Here is a 14339-nt window from a genome sequence, read left to right as displayed (position 1 = left end):
TATCAATGGTTTCCGTTTCTGGTATGTTATCAAAAGTCTTTGTTTCTGGCTGATATCCCATAGAAGATTTGTCATATTCTATTTTTATAAGTTTTACATGGTCTAACATATCGCCATCTTCATTATCAGTACAAATTTTAATTAGCTTCCTTAGATCTTTACCTGTTACTTTTTCATTCTCTAATACAGTAACAGGATCGTTCAGATATAACTCAGGAAAACGATCCCATTGAGCCTGCATTGTAAAATCATTGGTTGGCAGAATACTTCCTGCCATGCTTTTTACGGATGCTGGCTGACTGGACATCTGAACACTTTTTGCATACATCCGGGTTACCGTGCCTTTTACAGAATTATCAGATTCTTCCCGTAACTGTTCATAAGACATTGTCTCACCTTCTGCATGTTTTTTAGGACTTGTTATCCCTGATTTAAACAGATTCCAACTCATGAATTTTGCGTTTGATACTTCAAAATTATTTTTCTGAAGCCTTACGTCTTTTTCTACGGTTTGTACTTGCTCTGGGACATCACCCTTTGCATCTTCCGCTGATTCATACTGTACCCGATAGATTTCTTTCCACTGGGCATATAAAGGAATCGTATCATTATCCTTGATTATTTCTCCACCATATATCTGACCCGGCAGATAAGAAGTTCCCGTTCCGTCCTGTTTTGTATTCCAGCAGACAAACTCATAACCAGCCCTAATCGGTACACTTCCTGTTAAAGTTAAGGATTGTCCATAGATTTTAGTCTGATTTCCCGGTGCCCCATTGCCACCATTGGCATTATACGCAATCGTTCCTTTCCATGGATTCCACTGAGCATACAATGTAACTGTACCGCCATTCTGGTCATGGGCATAGTTGCTGTTTTTTCCATAGGCTGTCCCGGTGCCATTCTGAGCCGTATTCCAGTTCTTAAAGTTATAGCCATGTCTAATCGGCGTTGTCTGGCTAATGCTTAGGCTTTGTCCATAGGTTTTTGTCTGGCTTCCCGGCGTTCCTGTACCTCCATTGGCGTTGTAGGCTACCGTGTGTCGCCATGGTGTCCATTGTGCCGTATGTGTGCGGTTCGCACAGACGATTGCCCCTACAGTCCCCGTCCAGCTTGTAAAGTTATAACCATAACGTGTAGGATTTCCCGGAGCAGTTACATAAGCCCCATCCGCAACCGTCTTTGTTGCTACATTTCCTCCATAACCATTAGAAAATGTAACCGTTCGATTAGGACGAGTGAAATTAAGCGTCGTTCCGCAACCTGTATAAAGTTTTTTATTTCCACCTTTGCTGTCTGTATTATTAATGCCCATACAGCGGGAGTTCACCTGAATGGTAATGTTCCTAGTTGTATTACTATGAACCAAAGGAGCGTCAGAAGTAATGTCACCATCACCCCCGTCCTTTGTATACTCCCGATAGTTTAATCTAAGTCCGTCTGGCTTGTCATAGTCTGCTGAACTCTTTTTATAGTGTGCAGACTGAGTATAAGACAAAGTAAATACAAAAACCGTATATGCATTGTCCGAAGATTGCTTTGTTTTTACACTGCTTACCTTCAGCTTGATGTTATGGTTGTTCGTTCCAGATAAGGAGCAGGTCCATGTGGATGAGTTATTCGTAAAATAGTCCCATCCAATATCCTTAGAATGTTTTACATTAATCCAGACTTTACTGGTTTTCCCGTCTCCCTTGATCTGGAAATAAAATTTCCCAGACTTGTTCATAGTTTTCCAGTCCGCTGTTTCGGAACTGTATGCCAGAACTGGAACAGTCCCCGGAAGTAACATGGTACATCCCAAAACTATACACAAAAGCCGTTTCCACCATTGTTTTTTCTTTCCTTTCATCTTTACATCACCGTTCCTTTTCTTCCAAAACAGAAGTTTTGCGACATTTCATCGTTTTTGTTTTCCCATCCATTTGATGGGTCTGTACCACCTCCACATCTAACAACCCTTTCTGATAATCCACACCATAATAGATGATTTTTATTTTTCCTTTTGAGTTCATTCCTGCTTTTAAATTGCGCTCAAAATCCTGCGCCATTTCTGCGTCGGAATGAAATTCCGAAGTTCCATCCATCGTGTTCTTCACCGCCTCAGAGACACAAGTACTAAGTTCCGTGTCTCTGGTGCTGGTACTGGACATTTTTGAAAATGCAACGATGGTAAGAAGTCCAAGGACAACCACGATCAACCCAATGATTGCATTTTTCATAGCCGCTCCTTTCTATGAAGCTGTTGTTGCTTTCTGTACGATTGTTGTAATCATCGTGTCTAAAGCGTCCCGGACTGCTGGTCCAAGAACTGCTGTTACTGCTCCGATTAAAAATACCCCGGCGAATACGGATACTCCACTCTCTGCTACAATCCCAATTATTTTTTCCATGTTTTTCTATCTCCTTTTCTTTACGATACTGATACTGCTTTGTTTGTAATTGTTGTGATCATTGTCTGTAATGCTGTCTGAACCGCTGGTCCCAAGACTGCTGTCACTGCTCCAATAAGAAACACTCCAGCAAATACTGCTACTCCACTTTCTGCTACTACTCCTATGATTTTCTCCATTCTTCTTTTCTCCTTTTCTTTATGAATCTATTGTTTTTGTTTCTTGGGGAGTTACGCTCCCCAAACCCCTAGTGTTTCAGCACCTTACAGCAAGTGAAACATGCTTCCAGGTGTCGTGTTTTTTTTTGGCGGCGCACGAATCCTCATAATTCCTCCTGTTTTCTGTAACAAAAAAAGACTGTAAATATTTTTACAATCTTTAGCCTTCATCTGGTTACCACAGTTCTACAAATTGAATTCGATCTCCGTTATACCATGTTTCCAAATACATTTTTTCTTCATAAACGTAAATTTTTTGTCTAATCCACTTTCCTGCACATTCCTTCTCATAATCATCTATAAGTGTTCCATAGTGTTCTACATCAAAGCACTTCTTTTTAAAACAACTCTCCGGGTGACCAAAAAGTAATTCAGAAAGAGAAATCCCTCCAAGATCAGCGATCTTCTCTAATCGTTCTTCTTTTGTCAGATGAATACCATGTTCCCAAGCAAAAGCAGACGCTTTTGTAACACCTCCTATTATCTGTCCAAATTCCTCTAACGTATAACCATTCTCTTTCCTGATCTTATAAATTCTTCTCCCTATTTCTTCACGATCCAGTATCATAGCACCTCCTGATTTACAGACCCTTTTCTATAATCTGATTTTGAATCAAATAAAAGAATGTGACCCTTTTCACATTCTTTTAAAATCAACGATGTTATTGAAGTCATAGACATTTTTTCCATAGCTTACCTCCTTCTTCTACTCACTTGATTGTGCCAATCTAACATAGCTTTTTCGCTCATATGTTTTGTCAGCGGAAAATAACGTATTTTTGACCTGATACTTTAGAGTAACAACGAACAAGTCGTCACTTTCTTTTGTTACTTCCAATGCTTCATATCCAGCTTCCCTTGTTTCTTCTTTACACTCTTGTATGATGTAATCTGAAAAATCAGCGGCTTTCATCTTTTGGGACATCGCCGCTTGAAATTTCTTTGCATTGTTTACCGATACTTGTGTATTGCTGTAAGAAACCAAAAACAGGCCAAACAGAATCGTTCCCATAAAAACAATGATGGCCTTTGGCAAATTGTCCATTCTATCCCTCCTTTAGAGCGCATAAGCTTCCAACTCATTTTTCGTCTGATACCGGAAAAAGAAAATCTGGATTGGATATTTTAATTCCAGCCGATAACAAGGACGGTCTTCGTAAAAACCGTCACTTGTAACGGTTAAGGTATACTCTTTTTCTCTTGCTTTCAAAAGCCATTCATCTATAACTTCTGATGAAAAATGGCTGGCCTGCATCTCTTCCACTGCTTCCGTTTGAAACTTCTGCGCTTCACTGACGGTTGCCCCGGTAAGCAGGATGGAAAGGAAGAAAAAAGCAACAAACACTAAAAACAATACGGTTGTAACCTGTGACATAATCTGCTTCATAATTCCTCCTTTCTACCTTTCTGAGGATATCCCATCCATATTGATAAGTAACAGTTTTAGACGTTTGGAATCTTTTAATCCCCTTGAATTTTTTACAACATAGAGAATGGAATACTCTTTAACAGAAGATCCCGTATTTAAATTGCTTCCTTCATACAGCGTCTTTTTTTCTTTGCCATCCTCTACCGTTACAAGATAGGTTTTGATTTGACCCGTCAAATCGCCGTCTTCTTGATCCTCTGCCTTAGCAAAAGTACGGGCATCCACGATATCCTCTTTTTTTACTTCCAGTTTTACTGTTTTCTTTGCTGTAATAGCCGGAAACCCTCTTTCCAGCAGTTCTTGATTACTTTTTGACTTCACAGTATCATTTATCTTACTCTGGTCTGACAGTTGATACATAAAAATGCCCCAAAATGCGGCAAGAATGATCCCCGCAACCACAAGTTCCACCGTCGCTTGTTTTACCAGCTTTATGACTTGTTTCATACGCCCTCCTTACCCACACAGGGCTTTTAAAAAGTCCAGCCCTGAGTGTTTCAAAAAGAGGATTGCCCCTGAAAAAAAGGCAACAAACAAGATTGTCACAAAAACGTTAAGCCCCATAGAGCCTACCTCACTGATCTCTTCATCTTCCATTTTTAATCTCCTTTTTATTCATATTTTCCTCTCACAAAAACATCCACCTGTTCTCCATTCAAAAAACTAAGAGAATACCAAGTACACCCTCTGTGAGAACCACTGCTTCCTAAACAATCTGTCCGGCAAAGATCCACACAATACTCTTCCATTTCCTGCAATTCATCTATCGTTATTTCTTCATTAGATCGCTCCATAATCTCTTTCTGCGTCACATAAAACACCTCCCTATAGTGAGTCACAAAGTACTTTAAAAACCCCGATCAGAATTGCTCCAAAAACAATTCCAATCCCATTTTCCGCTAGTTCCTGTATGATCCGGTCTAATTTCACTTCTATCACCTGCCTATACTGCTTTTAACATCATCTTTAAAAATCCCATACACAAAATAATCATGATCGTGCCGATCTGCATGACCATAACAAACGACGGGATATACATATTAGAGCCAAAAAGCGCTACCTTGTTTTCATTTTTCAAGTTTTCCGCCCGGTCAACCAACTGATTATTGTTTTCAATCAAGATTGCCAGCTGGTCAGAATTTTCCCCGCTGTCACCAATGCTATAGAGATTTCCCATCGCTGTTTGAATCTCCGGTGTTGTCACCTCATTGGCGAAATGGTCAAACGGAAGACTGGATTTTGGATGCTCTTCCATTTCAGAAAGCATCTTTTTTACTTCGTCTTTTAAAACAAACGGACATTTGTTTAAAGACTCTTTAATGGATAAGTACAGGTTTTTTCCCTGCAAAGATAAAATCACATTGGTCAGCCACACCGGGAATTTCATTTCCACAAGTTTTCTCAACCGTTTTTTTGCATTATTTAACTTTCTTGCTGGACTGGTCAGCATAAAATAAACAATTCCTACGCCAGCAATCCCTAAGTAAACATTTTTTAGAAAAATGCCTGCAAGAAAAAAAGGAACCGAAATCAACGTTTTCAACATTGCCTGTTTTCGTTCCTTTTTCTTATCCATATGACGAACAAGTTCCCAATCCCGGCTGATCTGTTCTGTATTTCCCTTGGTTGCGACTGTAAGCCAGGAATAATCTGTGGATCGTTGTACTTTTGCAAAGATAAACATATAACATCCAAGGAAAAGAGCCTGTGATATCTGGTAAGACAATTCCTTAAAAATATTGATCTGATCCCTTAACTGCATGAACATGATAGACATTGCCAAGCCTAAAATCATGCAAACAAAAATCATGACAACGGCAAGGACTCTCTGCCATTGTTTATCCTTCTGAAATTTATAAACCCGCTGTTGCCATCGGATCGTATCATTCAAAAGAATATGAAGCATTTGATGGAAGTTTCCACCTTCTTCTTCCACCCGGATTAGATAAGAGTGAAGCCGCCTGATTTCATCACAGTGGTATTCTTTTTCTATGATCTTAAAAGCATGTTGATACATGTCAGGATCATCGACATTTGTCTCGATCAGTTGAATTGCTTTTGTAATACATTCATACATCGGCTCTTCTTCCTGAAAAACCTTTCTCGTTTCCTTTAACGCCGGCAGAATCTTGTGCGGCTCCCGATCGTAACAGTTGATTAGCTGGCGCATATATTTTACAGTATCATCAAACCGCTTCTGCTCATGCAGGCGTTTGAACTCAGATAAAAACACCCGTGGCAGAAGCAAAAAGAAAATTGCACACAAAATCAGGATATATTTAATTTCCAACTGATACAGTTTTCCAAAACAGAAAACTGCAAACAGATACAAAAACAGGTTGCTGACATACTTTGTAAACGTATACTCATAACCATATCCATAAATCTCCGTCTGAAGATTTTTAAAATTAAGCAGTTGCAAGGTACTGATTTTTTTCTTCTTTTTCTTTCCTTTCTTTTTTCCCATATCTACTCCTTTCTCATAAATTCTTCCATCTGTGGATAAGGATTTTTAAATGGATTCTGAATCCCTACCCGTTTCAATTTCTTTTCAATTTCCTCTGTCAAGTCTCTGGAAATCAACTTTCCATCGTTAACGATCAACTGACACACATTGCGATCTTCCTGGTTTTTTCCAAAACAAACAATCTGTTCGATTCGGCGAATAATACGACCATCTGCCAACATTTTACGCCGAACATAAATACCAAGATTCAAATAGCTATAAGTATCACTTTCCATCTTCTCCCCAATGATTGGATCATCCATCATGTTTCGGAGCCGGACCGGGATTTTTCTAGCATCATCCGCATGAAGCGTCGTGATGCAGTTGTTTCCCGTAGAAATATTTTCAATCAGATACTTTGCTTCCGTACTCCGGGCTTCCGAAAGAAGAATCCAGTCTGTCCGAAGTCTTAAACAAGTCACAAGTGCATCTACATAACCAAAGGAAGGATTTACTTTTAATTCCACACAATCTTTCCCCGGATTCAGTTTGGAATAATGTACTTCCAAGTTATCCTCAATCGTGACCACTCTGGTCATCGCCGGAATCGTTAAAGTCAAATACTTTAACAACTCTGTTTTTCCAGCTCCCACAAGTCCTGCAATCGCTATGTTTACCTGTGCCAAAACCATACTTTTTAAAAAATACTGTATTTCCTTTGTACAGTAACCGTCTTTGATTATAGATTCATCCGTAAGTTTCGCATACGGAAGAGACTTCCGAATCGAGATAGTCTTTCCATTGACTGCCGCAGATTCATGGACAATTTCTATTCTTAACCCATTCCCTTCCGCTTCCACGACAGGATTCACAGAAGTCAGGTTTGCATTGACAGATGGAATGTTTCCAACATGGCTGGAAAACTGATTCAAAAATTCATCCGTCAAATGAACGTTTTCCACCAGATAACGACCTTTTTTCACATCGTCAACGATCAACTGACCATTGGCCCAGTTGATGTCTGTAATCTGGTCATTCTCTACAAAGGGAAGCAATGGGCCAAACTGTTCCGGCCTTAACCCTGCTAATTGTTTTTCACTCATTTTTTTGCTCTCCTATTCTTCGTCTTCTTCTTCCCCTCCGACACCTTTTGCAACATGACGCTTTGCAAGAGGAACAAGAACAAAAACTCCAAGTGCTGAAAATACCATCGCTCCAATTCCCATATACCGGACATGACGTTCCTTTGCAGTGTCTTTTGAAAAATCAGCCGCTTCTTTTACCCATTCCACTACATTCTGTTTTTCTGCTGTCACCTTTTTCGGAGCCGCCATCACAGATACGCTTCCAAACATCATCATGCATACCATAACCAACATCATCATTCTTTTCTTCATTTTTCTTCTCCTTTTTTATTTTCTTCTACATATACTTCTCTTTCACAATCCGTTTGTAAAATTTTTTGAATCAGCAATGCGTTTTTACTACAGTTACAAATCAATATTAATCGTCCATCTTCAAACACTCCATAATCACAAACAACAGGCCTTACATCATATCTCATAGAATGTCTCCTTTCTCTCGTATTACCTACAAAAACATCACCTAATGTCATTTCTTTACTCTCATTATCCATCTGTTCTAATAATAAGTCATTCGGTGTAATCTGTAATGTTTTACAAATATCCATTAGCCTATTTAATGATGGAAAATATAAACCGCGCTCCATTTGAGAATAGTTTTGATAATTCATTTCTATGGTTTTCGCAAATTCTTTTTGATTCATTCCTTCTCGTTGCCGATATTCTTTTATATTTCTGGCTATATTTTTACGATATTCCTTTTTAATTGTCTAAACCTCCTTCACCCAATCGAATTAAAAAAAACGGGAGCTTTACAACATAAATTACTGAGTATATGACCAAAACACTAGCAAAAAAGTTTTGAAAATCTTCTGCTGAAACATTCCCTTTTACAAGCCATGGAAGCCATCCATTTTGACAAACAACACAAAACAAAACAGCAAAAGAAAAACAATTCATGACACGTTGAAACAAACGACTAAAGATCTGTACAATAAAACGAATTCCCTTTAACAACTCTATTAAAAAGTGTTCCATACATCCTCCTTTCTTATTTTCTTTACCGTTCCTGTTTTCTTATGCCAAATAATTAAACAGTCCTTAGAATCCTCTAAGGCCATCCAGTTTCCCGGATTTAACCGATGTTCCGAAACAATCTCTTTCTGTTTCCTTGTCAGCTTCTTTGCTTGTTTCAATTTTTTTTCACCTCCATTTTTTGATACAATCCTTGTGAATAAAAACATCTTTTCGCTGTCTTGTTCGTATGTATTCCAAACCTTGTGTTGTTTCATCTACTGCTTTTCCACAGACCGGACAACATTTTCCGGCTACTTTTTCCCTCATTCGTTTATCCCATCTAATCATGATTACCTCTTTTAAACAATCTCCTTTCTACCACCACTCCAGGTCTAAAAACTCCTTGTCTGTCTCAGCCTCAAAATAGGGAGTGACTTCATAGTGATAAATATTCCCGCTTTGATATTGAATACAAAAATCTCCATTAGAATCACAAAAAGCACTGTGAATCGCTCCTTCCTCCCAGCGACCTCCAAGTGCTTTTTGATGCATCTTCATAACTTCTTTTGCAAATTCGATCAAATCTCCCTCAACCATATTCATTCCTTCATTCCTCCGGCATATAAAATTCTATTTCCCCGGAAACAAAAGCATCATAAAGTTCACTCATGACTTGTGTAGTCCTCATAATGCTTCGATACTTTCCGACACAAATCCAACGATTTAAAAAATTCAAACAAATCTTCTTATTTCTTTGTCCAAATTTTTCTAAATAGTATCTTTGCTTTTTCTGTGAAACTACAATCACTTTCTTTTGTTACCTTTCCACCTATTTTTTTCATTTTTATTTGTGTCACCTCCCTCATAGGAATTTCAATCCATTCCTCTTCTTTTTTGTAAACGAAATAATCCCCATGGATCATATTTTCATTTTTCAGAAGTTCTGTTATACTAGGATAAGAATTTTCGTATAACTTTTCAGAAGATAATACAACTTCTACTGATTCAAAATGTTCAAAATAAATTTGCACCTGATATTTCTGCGGTCCATAACATTTATTAAGTGCATATAACACAGCCGGCATCAAAAAAAAACCTAAAACAAAATAAATAAAGTCCATTTAGGAGTTCCTTTCCATGAATCTTCTTTCTTTTTTAAAAAAATTCATTTTCAATTTTACTTCTGCTTCTTTCCTGTTCATCTCTCTTAAAACTACTTATTACAAAGAAAAGTGGGAGCACCTCCTAACATCATTACTAGGAGGCTATCTCCTATTTCTTTTGCTTGTGGTCATTGTTTACTTCTATCGGCGAGAATCTTAACCTCACCTTACAATCATCCAGTTCCCATCCTTTTGAAGCTTCAAGTTAAACTGACTGATCTGTACTGCCTTTGTCTCCTGATCCAGATATTTGACCGCCACAGAAACTTTGATCTTCTCTCCGTCTTTCTGTATCACCGGATTTAAAAGTTCCATAAAGGAATAACTTTCCTTATTCACAGGTTTTAAAACATCCCCTTTGACATAGTAGCTGAGTTCTTTTGCCTGTGCTTGTGGATACAGTTTGAAGAATGTTTTAAGGAAATCTGTTACCTCTTGTGAAGTTTTGGAATCGACTGATCCATCTACCTCCGCAATTTCCGGCTGATAGCCGCTTTTCTCCGGCACACTGCTGATCGTTGGATTTTGAACAATGACCAGATTTCCACTTGTATCTACATGCACGACCACACGATATACAGAAGATACTTCCTTTTGTTTACTTCCCTCTTTGATCTCCTGTTTTAAAGAGAAAATCACTTTGTACTCATTGTCCTTTTCGGACGGCGAAACAGACCAAATTTCCACGTCTTTCACACTGGAAGACGTAGAAACTTTTTGTCCTAACACATCCGCATTCAAGGTCTGAAGTTCTTCTGTCAAGAACTTTCCTGCCTTTTCCGAACGATCACCTACGCCGCTGTCTCCGGCACTCCACGTATAATACGCTTCTGCAAAGTTTCGAACAAAGTTTTCTATCCCGTTTGTGTCCACTAGTTTTTCTTTTTCTACTTTCCTCTCATGCACCGTATGCATGTCAATCGCAGTAAAATTCTTGTAGATTCCAAAAGCGACACTACAAATCAAAAGAATCCACAGAAAAATTACTGATTTTCTGTGGACCCCAACTTTCATTACCCGGACTTTTTCCGGTTTCTGCTTTTTTTCTTTTTTTTGCTTTTTTATGCCTTTCATATAAGCTCCTTTCCTATTCAATCGGTGCTCCGGTATCGGGGCTGGTATCTGCTGGTTTATGTACCTCCCAATCCGAAGTGTCATGCGGTGCTTCGGTATATTCTTCCTCTGTAGTTGTCTCTACAGGTGCTTCCGTCATAGTTTCATCCTCTGTTGCTATTTCAGTCGTTGCCTTTGTCTTTTTTTCTTCTCTTGGTTTCCATATCGTACAGGCAACAAACACACATACCACCAAAACCACAATCCCTATTCCTATTTTTTTCATTTACACATTTCCTTTCTTTTATTTTGAAATTATCCAAAATGGCCCACCGGCACTGGCATCAGATTTGGCTTCACTGGCGATAAGATCAAGGCTCCATGTCTGTTGCGTTCTTTTTCTTGATCCACAATCTGCTACTGTGATTTTTCCATCTTTTATTCCCGTTAACACAATAAAGTGCCCATTATTTGTGAAATGTCCTGGCCCCATAAGAGCCACAACTAATTTCCCCGTTTTTAAAGCATTGATCACCTGCTTTTTATTTTTTTTCACTGCCTTACACTTTAGGTGATATTCCTTTGAAAGTGCCGGAACTATAGCATGCATCGTTGCGTTTCCCTGACAGTATCCATGTTTCTCCGACCAAGCACATGTCTGCCGTGGATTTACTTTTTTTCCGGTTAGCGTGGAAATACAGATTGCCATTGACGTTGGCCCACAGCCGCCACTTTTAATTGTTCCAGTACCATATGGAAGTTTCCACCATGCGGCATCTCCTTGATTATAGTACACAACCTTAAGACCACAGTTCCCTTCCAGCGTCCCAACCTCTGCGGAAGAATCTCCAGTGCTGGTGGAATAATACCGCATGACTTTTTCCGCATGGTTCGGGGTTCCTTTCGCCCCGGCGGGCATACACTCCCGGCTATACTGTTCTGAAAGTGCAAGAGTGTAAATCCCACCATGCTTCTTAATCCATGCAATCCAGCGATCCATACCGTAATTGTATCCCTGAATCGCTACTTTGATATGATCGATATCCGTAGGAGAATCCACATCCGCTTTTTTTAGGGCATCCCTTAATTCCTGTACCCCGGCGTTAATCGAACACTCCGCATGGCCTGTCGGAATTCCGTTTGGCCCTTGAACATGGCCGCCGCTTTTATTTTTTGTTACCAAACAATACAGACCATAGGCTCCTTCTGCGGCCTGCATCGGGTCTGGTTCTCTTCCTCCACTCTCTGCCATCATAAGTGCAAGTGCAAGATCGCAATATTCAGATATTTTATACTTGTCACAATATTTTTGGACCATAGGACGGCGGGCTTCAACTTCCTGTGAAATCCCGATTGCCCCAAAGTTACTGGAAGAACCAGAATCATCATCATCATCTGCAACCAGCACACACATGAATAAAACAAGCGCAAAAAAAGGAAGAGTAGCACCAGCAACTTTTCCAAGTTTTTTCATTGCTTATTCCTCCCTCTATTCTGTCTTCTTGGCATCGGCTGACTTGTTTTATCCTGATGCCCCGTATTAATAGAAGAACGTTCCTTATTCAATTCTTTTGATGCAAAGTTACCAGAAGCACGTTCTCTACTTCTTTCTTTTTCTACAAAAGAAGTTCCTCTGCCCGTAGAAGTATCGTTTGAAACATTTTGTCTTCTCTGTTCATTTTTCATTACAGAATCCTGAGAAGAGTTTTTTTCTCCTACAGGGACATTTCCCCGATTCCGATTCTTACTTTGCATCTGCTCCGAAGACGTTACCGGGCGTTTATGGACTTGTTCTCTCTGTGGCTCTTCTTTCCGGTTTTGTTTCTTCTGTTCCATTTCCCGGCGCTTTTCTCCAACCGTTTTACGATGGTTTTGAAGTTTTTCTTCCCTTTTTTCTTTACGTTCTTTCGGCTCTTCTTTTATACCTTCTTTCAAGTTCTCTACATTGCTATAAACCGCATATTTGGCTTGTGTAGGAACACTTTTGATCTTCTCTCCTGCCATTTTTGCTTTATCAACAACTTTTTGCGGCGTATCTAAGACAGCACCTATTTTTTGTCCAGTCCGTGCCCCTACATTATCTCGTTTTCCTCCTGTTTCCTGTCTGCTCAGGCTGGCTCCAACAGCACCTCCTACGGCTCCAGCCGCACCTGCGGGAACAACATTTCTAAGCCTGCGTTCCATACGTCGTGTCTGCCGCCGCAAAAACATTTGTGGCTTCCTGAAAATTCTTCCTCCTGTCTGTTGTCCATCGTTTTCCAGCTTAAACATGCCCAGAATATCAGGTAGTTTCGTATAGATACCTGCATAGGTAAGAACCTGTAAAAATGCTGTCATAAAAAATGGATAGCTTTTCGATACCGAATAAAACATCGTGGAAATACTAAATGCAACCGTAATGATTAACGTGATCCCGGCCCGGCTCATAATCGTATTAAACAACTTTTCAACACCTCTTCGGACAGTTCCCTCATATCCAGGGATCATAGACAAAAGAGCACTGATCGGTAAAAACATTGCAAAAATGATGAACAAAACTTGAGAAAGAATCATCATTCCGGCAAATAAAGCTACAAAAAAAGAAACTCCGATATTAAACAAAAACAAAAATACCACAGTTCCCAGCCGATTCCCTACTTGCGTTGTTGTTAAATTATTATTTTTCTTTTCCTCAATCTCTTTTTTTACAACCTTCTCCCGGTCTTCTCCGTCATTTTTGTTTGGACTGGTTGATTCCAGTTCTTTCACCCGGTCTTTTCCTAACTTTTTTACATCCGTGGAACCATACTGAAGGATCAGCCACGGCTGTCGGACTTGGATCGAAAATAAGTTATCCCGGATAAGATCCACACTGTCCGTTCCTTTTACAGAACTATCCGGTATTGTGATTTTCGTTCCTAAACTTAATGCCGCACTGCTTATGTCCGTAGAAAAACCATTCACCTTTTTGATAAGATCAGGGGCATAAGCAATAAATGACGCAGACACTAAAAACACAACAACAAAATTGACCACTGCATGAACCGCCTTTGTTGTTTCTCTCTTTAAAAGCCCTGTATAAATCACATAAGCACCCACAATCACAATAAAGAACAATAAAAATCCAGCATAAAAACCATCGGTAGAAATTCCTTTCTTTGTAACCCCCGCAAGTGTCTGAATATTTTTTCCAACCGTCTCAGCCATTTTGGTAATAAAATCTAATTTAAACGCTTCGGAAACGAGGTATCCCGTAGCATTCGAGATATATAAACTCAAACGCCAAATAAAGTTTGTAATCATGTACACGCCGTACATGACACTTTTTCCAATCCCGTCTCCCCAGTTCCAAGGAAGCCAATCCCATCCCGTATCTACATAGAAATCAAGCTGGTAATTATCAAGTCCATAACGAGAATACGCATGGTTTTTATCAATCGTAGAATCAACCAGTCCAGCCGCCTGGGCAACATTGCCCAAACATGCCAAAGCAATCACAATACCAATTGCAACAGCAATGATAATTCCAAGGATTTTCAATACCTTCTTTTTCTTCACT

Annotated in this window: 22 protein-coding genes; all 22 read right to left on the bottom strand. The window is 39.4% G+C overall.

Annotated elements, in window-relative coordinates:
* Positions 1-1852 (bottom strand): InlB B-repeat-containing protein (locus QVP35_RS16070; RefSeq protein WP_288187986.1); only part of this gene is annotated, 1852 nt, incomplete at its 3' end.
* A 7-nt stretch (positions 1853-1859) separates the two neighbouring features.
* On the bottom strand, positions 1860-2222 hold the full coding sequence (locus QVP35_RS16065; protein WP_022261448.1) for a hypothetical protein: 363 nt from the start codon (positions 2220-2222) through the stop codon (positions 1860-1862).
* A 12-nt stretch (positions 2223-2234) separates the two neighbouring features.
* Entirely contained in the window at positions 2235-2393 is a 159-nt protein-coding gene (locus QVP35_RS16060; protein WP_022261447.1) for a hypothetical protein, read from the bottom strand.
* 20 nt (positions 2394-2413) lie between these two features.
* Positions 2414-2572 (bottom strand): hypothetical protein, encoded by a 159-nt coding sequence (locus QVP35_RS16055; RefSeq protein ID WP_022261446.1) that lies wholly within the window; start codon positions 2570-2572, stop codon positions 2414-2416.
* Between the two features lie 214 nt (positions 2573-2786).
* Positions 2787-3179 (bottom strand): helix-turn-helix domain-containing protein, encoded by a 393-nt coding sequence (locus QVP35_RS16050; RefSeq protein ID WP_022261445.1) that lies wholly within the window; start codon positions 3177-3179, stop codon positions 2787-2789.
* Between the two features lie 138 nt (positions 3180-3317).
* Entirely contained in the window at positions 3318-3656 is a 339-nt protein-coding gene (locus QVP35_RS16045; RefSeq protein WP_022261443.1) for a hypothetical protein, read from the bottom strand.
* 12 nt (positions 3657-3668) lie between these two features.
* Complete coding sequence (locus QVP35_RS16040; protein WP_022261442.1) at positions 3669-3998, bottom strand: hypothetical protein; 330 nt, start codon at positions 3996-3998, stop codon at positions 3669-3671.
* A gap of 12 nt (positions 3999-4010) precedes the next feature.
* Complete coding sequence (locus QVP35_RS16035) at positions 4011-4487, bottom strand: hypothetical protein (protein ID WP_022261441.1); 477 nt, start codon at positions 4485-4487, stop codon at positions 4011-4013.
* A 9-nt stretch (positions 4488-4496) separates the two neighbouring features.
* Positions 4497-4637 carry a hypothetical protein gene (locus QVP35_RS16030; protein WP_022261440.1) on the bottom strand — a complete coding sequence of 47 codons (141 nt, stop codon included), beginning with the start codon at positions 4635-4637 and terminating at the stop codon, positions 4497-4499.
* A 14-nt stretch (positions 4638-4651) separates the two neighbouring features.
* Positions 4652-4852, bottom strand: a complete 201-nt coding sequence (locus tag QVP35_RS16025; RefSeq protein ID WP_022261439.1) for a hypothetical protein — start codon at positions 4850-4852, stop codon at positions 4652-4654.
* Positions 4853-4983: 131 nt separating this feature from the next.
* Complete coding sequence (locus QVP35_RS16020) at positions 4984-6507, bottom strand: type II secretion system F family protein (RefSeq protein WP_022261438.1); 1524 nt, start codon at positions 6505-6507, stop codon at positions 4984-4986.
* A gap of 2 nt (positions 6508-6509) precedes the next feature.
* Positions 6510-7589, bottom strand: a complete 1080-nt coding sequence (locus tag QVP35_RS16015; protein ID WP_022261437.1) for an ATPase, T2SS/T4P/T4SS family — start codon at positions 7587-7589, stop codon at positions 6510-6512.
* A gap of 12 nt (positions 7590-7601) precedes the next feature.
* Positions 7602-7883, bottom strand: a complete 282-nt coding sequence (locus QVP35_RS16010) for a hypothetical protein (RefSeq protein ID WP_022261436.1) — start codon at positions 7881-7883, stop codon at positions 7602-7604.
* Positions 7880-8299 (bottom strand): helix-turn-helix transcriptional regulator, encoded by a 420-nt coding sequence (locus QVP35_RS16005; protein ID WP_288187992.1) that lies wholly within the window; start codon positions 8297-8299, stop codon positions 7880-7882. Before QVP35_RS16005 ends, QVP35_RS16010 begins: the two co-directional genes overlap by 4 nt.
* A gap of 31 nt (positions 8300-8330) precedes the next feature.
* Positions 8331-8606, bottom strand: coding sequence for a hypothetical protein (locus QVP35_RS16000; protein WP_022261434.1), 276 nt, complete (start codon positions 8604-8606; stop codon positions 8331-8333).
* Positions 8591-8812 carry a DUF6906 family protein gene (locus QVP35_RS16755; RefSeq protein WP_408608830.1) on the bottom strand — a complete coding sequence of 74 codons (222 nt, stop codon included), beginning with the start codon at positions 8810-8812 and terminating at the stop codon, positions 8591-8593. Before QVP35_RS16755 ends, QVP35_RS16000 begins: the two co-directional genes overlap by 16 nt.
* A gap of 148 nt (positions 8813-8960) precedes the next feature.
* The gene (locus QVP35_RS15995) at positions 8961-9188 is read right to left on the bottom strand and encodes a hypothetical protein (RefSeq protein WP_022261432.1); all 228 of its coding nucleotides are present in this window, start codon (positions 9186-9188) and stop codon (positions 8961-8963) included.
* A 143-nt stretch (positions 9189-9331) separates the two neighbouring features.
* Positions 9332-9706: a hypothetical protein gene (locus tag QVP35_RS15990; protein ID WP_022261431.1), complete on the bottom strand. Its 375-nt coding sequence runs from the start codon at positions 9704-9706 to the stop codon at positions 9332-9334.
* A gap of 204 nt (positions 9707-9910) precedes the next feature.
* Positions 9911-10822, bottom strand: coding sequence for a conjugal transfer protein (locus QVP35_RS15985; RefSeq protein WP_022261429.1), 912 nt, complete (start codon positions 10820-10822; stop codon positions 9911-9913).
* 13 nt (positions 10823-10835) lie between these two features.
* Positions 10836-11087 carry a hypothetical protein gene (locus tag QVP35_RS15980; protein WP_022261428.1) on the bottom strand — a complete coding sequence of 84 codons (252 nt, stop codon included), beginning with the start codon at positions 11085-11087 and terminating at the stop codon, positions 10836-10838.
* An 18-nt stretch (positions 11088-11105) separates the two neighbouring features.
* On the bottom strand, positions 11106-12275 hold the full coding sequence (locus tag QVP35_RS15975) for a lysozyme family protein (protein WP_022261427.1): 1170 nt from the start codon (positions 12273-12275) through the stop codon (positions 11106-11108).
* A complete protein-coding gene (locus QVP35_RS15970) occupies positions 12272-14338 on the bottom strand; it encodes a CD3337/EF1877 family mobilome membrane protein (RefSeq protein ID WP_022261426.1) in 2067 nt (688 codons plus the stop codon). The genes QVP35_RS15975 and QVP35_RS15970 overlap by 4 nt, the downstream gene beginning before the upstream one ends.
* Position 14339 lies beyond the last annotated feature (1 nt).

Origin of the sequence: Anaerostipes sp. CAG:276 (assembly GCF_000432215.1) — a bacterium.
Lineage (GTDB): Bacteria > Bacillota > Clostridia > Lachnospirales > Lachnospiraceae > Anaerostipes > Anaerostipes caccae.
This window is presented reverse-complemented; position numbering and strand designations above follow the sequence as displayed.

Bases quoted from the DNA above. Each gene is read 5' to 3' on its own strand.
- QVP35_RS16065 (WP_022261448.1), bottom strand. From the start codon at position 2,222: ATGAAAAATGCAATCATTGGGTTGATCGTGGTTGTCCTTGGACTTCTT.
- QVP35_RS16060 (WP_022261447.1), bottom strand. From the start codon at position 2,393: ATGGAAAAAATAATTGGGATTGTAGCAGAGAGTGGAGTATCCGTATTC.
- QVP35_RS16055 (WP_022261446.1), bottom strand. From the start codon at position 2,572: ATGGAGAAAATCATAGGAGTAGTAGCAGAAAGTGGAGTAGCAGTATTT.
- QVP35_RS16050 (WP_022261445.1), bottom strand. From the start codon at position 3,179: ATGATACTGGATCGTGAAGAAATAGGGAGAAGAATTTATAAGATCAGG.
- QVP35_RS16045 (WP_022261443.1), bottom strand. From the start codon at position 3,656: ATGGACAATTTGCCAAAGGCCATCATTGTTTTTATGGGAACGATTCTG.
- QVP35_RS16040 (WP_022261442.1), bottom strand. From the start codon at position 3,998: ATGAAGCAGATTATGTCACAGGTTACAACCGTATTGTTTTTAGTGTTT.
- QVP35_RS16035 (WP_022261441.1), bottom strand. From the start codon at position 4,487: ATGAAACAAGTCATAAAGCTGGTAAAACAAGCGACGGTGGAACTTGTG.
- QVP35_RS16030 (WP_022261440.1), bottom strand. From the start codon at position 4,637: ATGGAAGATGAAGAGATCAGTGAGGTAGGCTCTATGGGGCTTAACGTT.
- QVP35_RS16020 (WP_022261438.1), bottom strand. From the start codon at position 6,507: ATGGGAAAAAAGAAAGGAAAGAAAAAGAAGAAAAAAATCAGTACCTTG.
- QVP35_RS16015 (WP_022261437.1), bottom strand. From the start codon at position 7,589: ATGAGTGAAAAACAATTAGCAGGGTTAAGGCCGGAACAGTTTGGCCCA.
- QVP35_RS16010 (WP_022261436.1), bottom strand. From the start codon at position 7,883: ATGAAGAAAAGAATGATGATGTTGGTTATGGTATGCATGATGATGTTT.
- QVP35_RS16000 (WP_022261434.1), bottom strand. From the start codon at position 8,606: ATGGAACACTTTTTAATAGAGTTGTTAAAGGGAATTCGTTTTATTGTA.
- QVP35_RS16755 (WP_408608830.1), bottom strand. From the start codon at position 8,812: ATGTTTTTATTCACAAGGATTGTATCAAAAAATGGAGGTGAAAAAAAA.
- QVP35_RS15995 (WP_022261432.1), bottom strand. From the start codon at position 9,188: ATGAATATGGTTGAGGGAGATTTGATCGAATTTGCAAAAGAAGTTATG.
- QVP35_RS15990 (WP_022261431.1), bottom strand. From the start codon at position 9,706: ATGGACTTTATTTATTTTGTTTTAGGTTTTTTTTTGATGCCGGCTGTG.
- QVP35_RS15985 (WP_022261429.1), bottom strand. From the start codon at position 10,822: ATGAAAGGCATAAAAAAGCAAAAAAAAGAAAAAAAGCAGAAACCGGAA.
- QVP35_RS15980 (WP_022261428.1), bottom strand. From the start codon at position 11,087: ATGAAAAAAATAGGAATAGGGATTGTGGTTTTGGTGGTATGTGTGTTT.
- QVP35_RS15975 (WP_022261427.1), bottom strand. From the start codon at position 12,275: ATGAAAAAACTTGGAAAAGTTGCTGGTGCTACTCTTCCTTTTTTTGCG.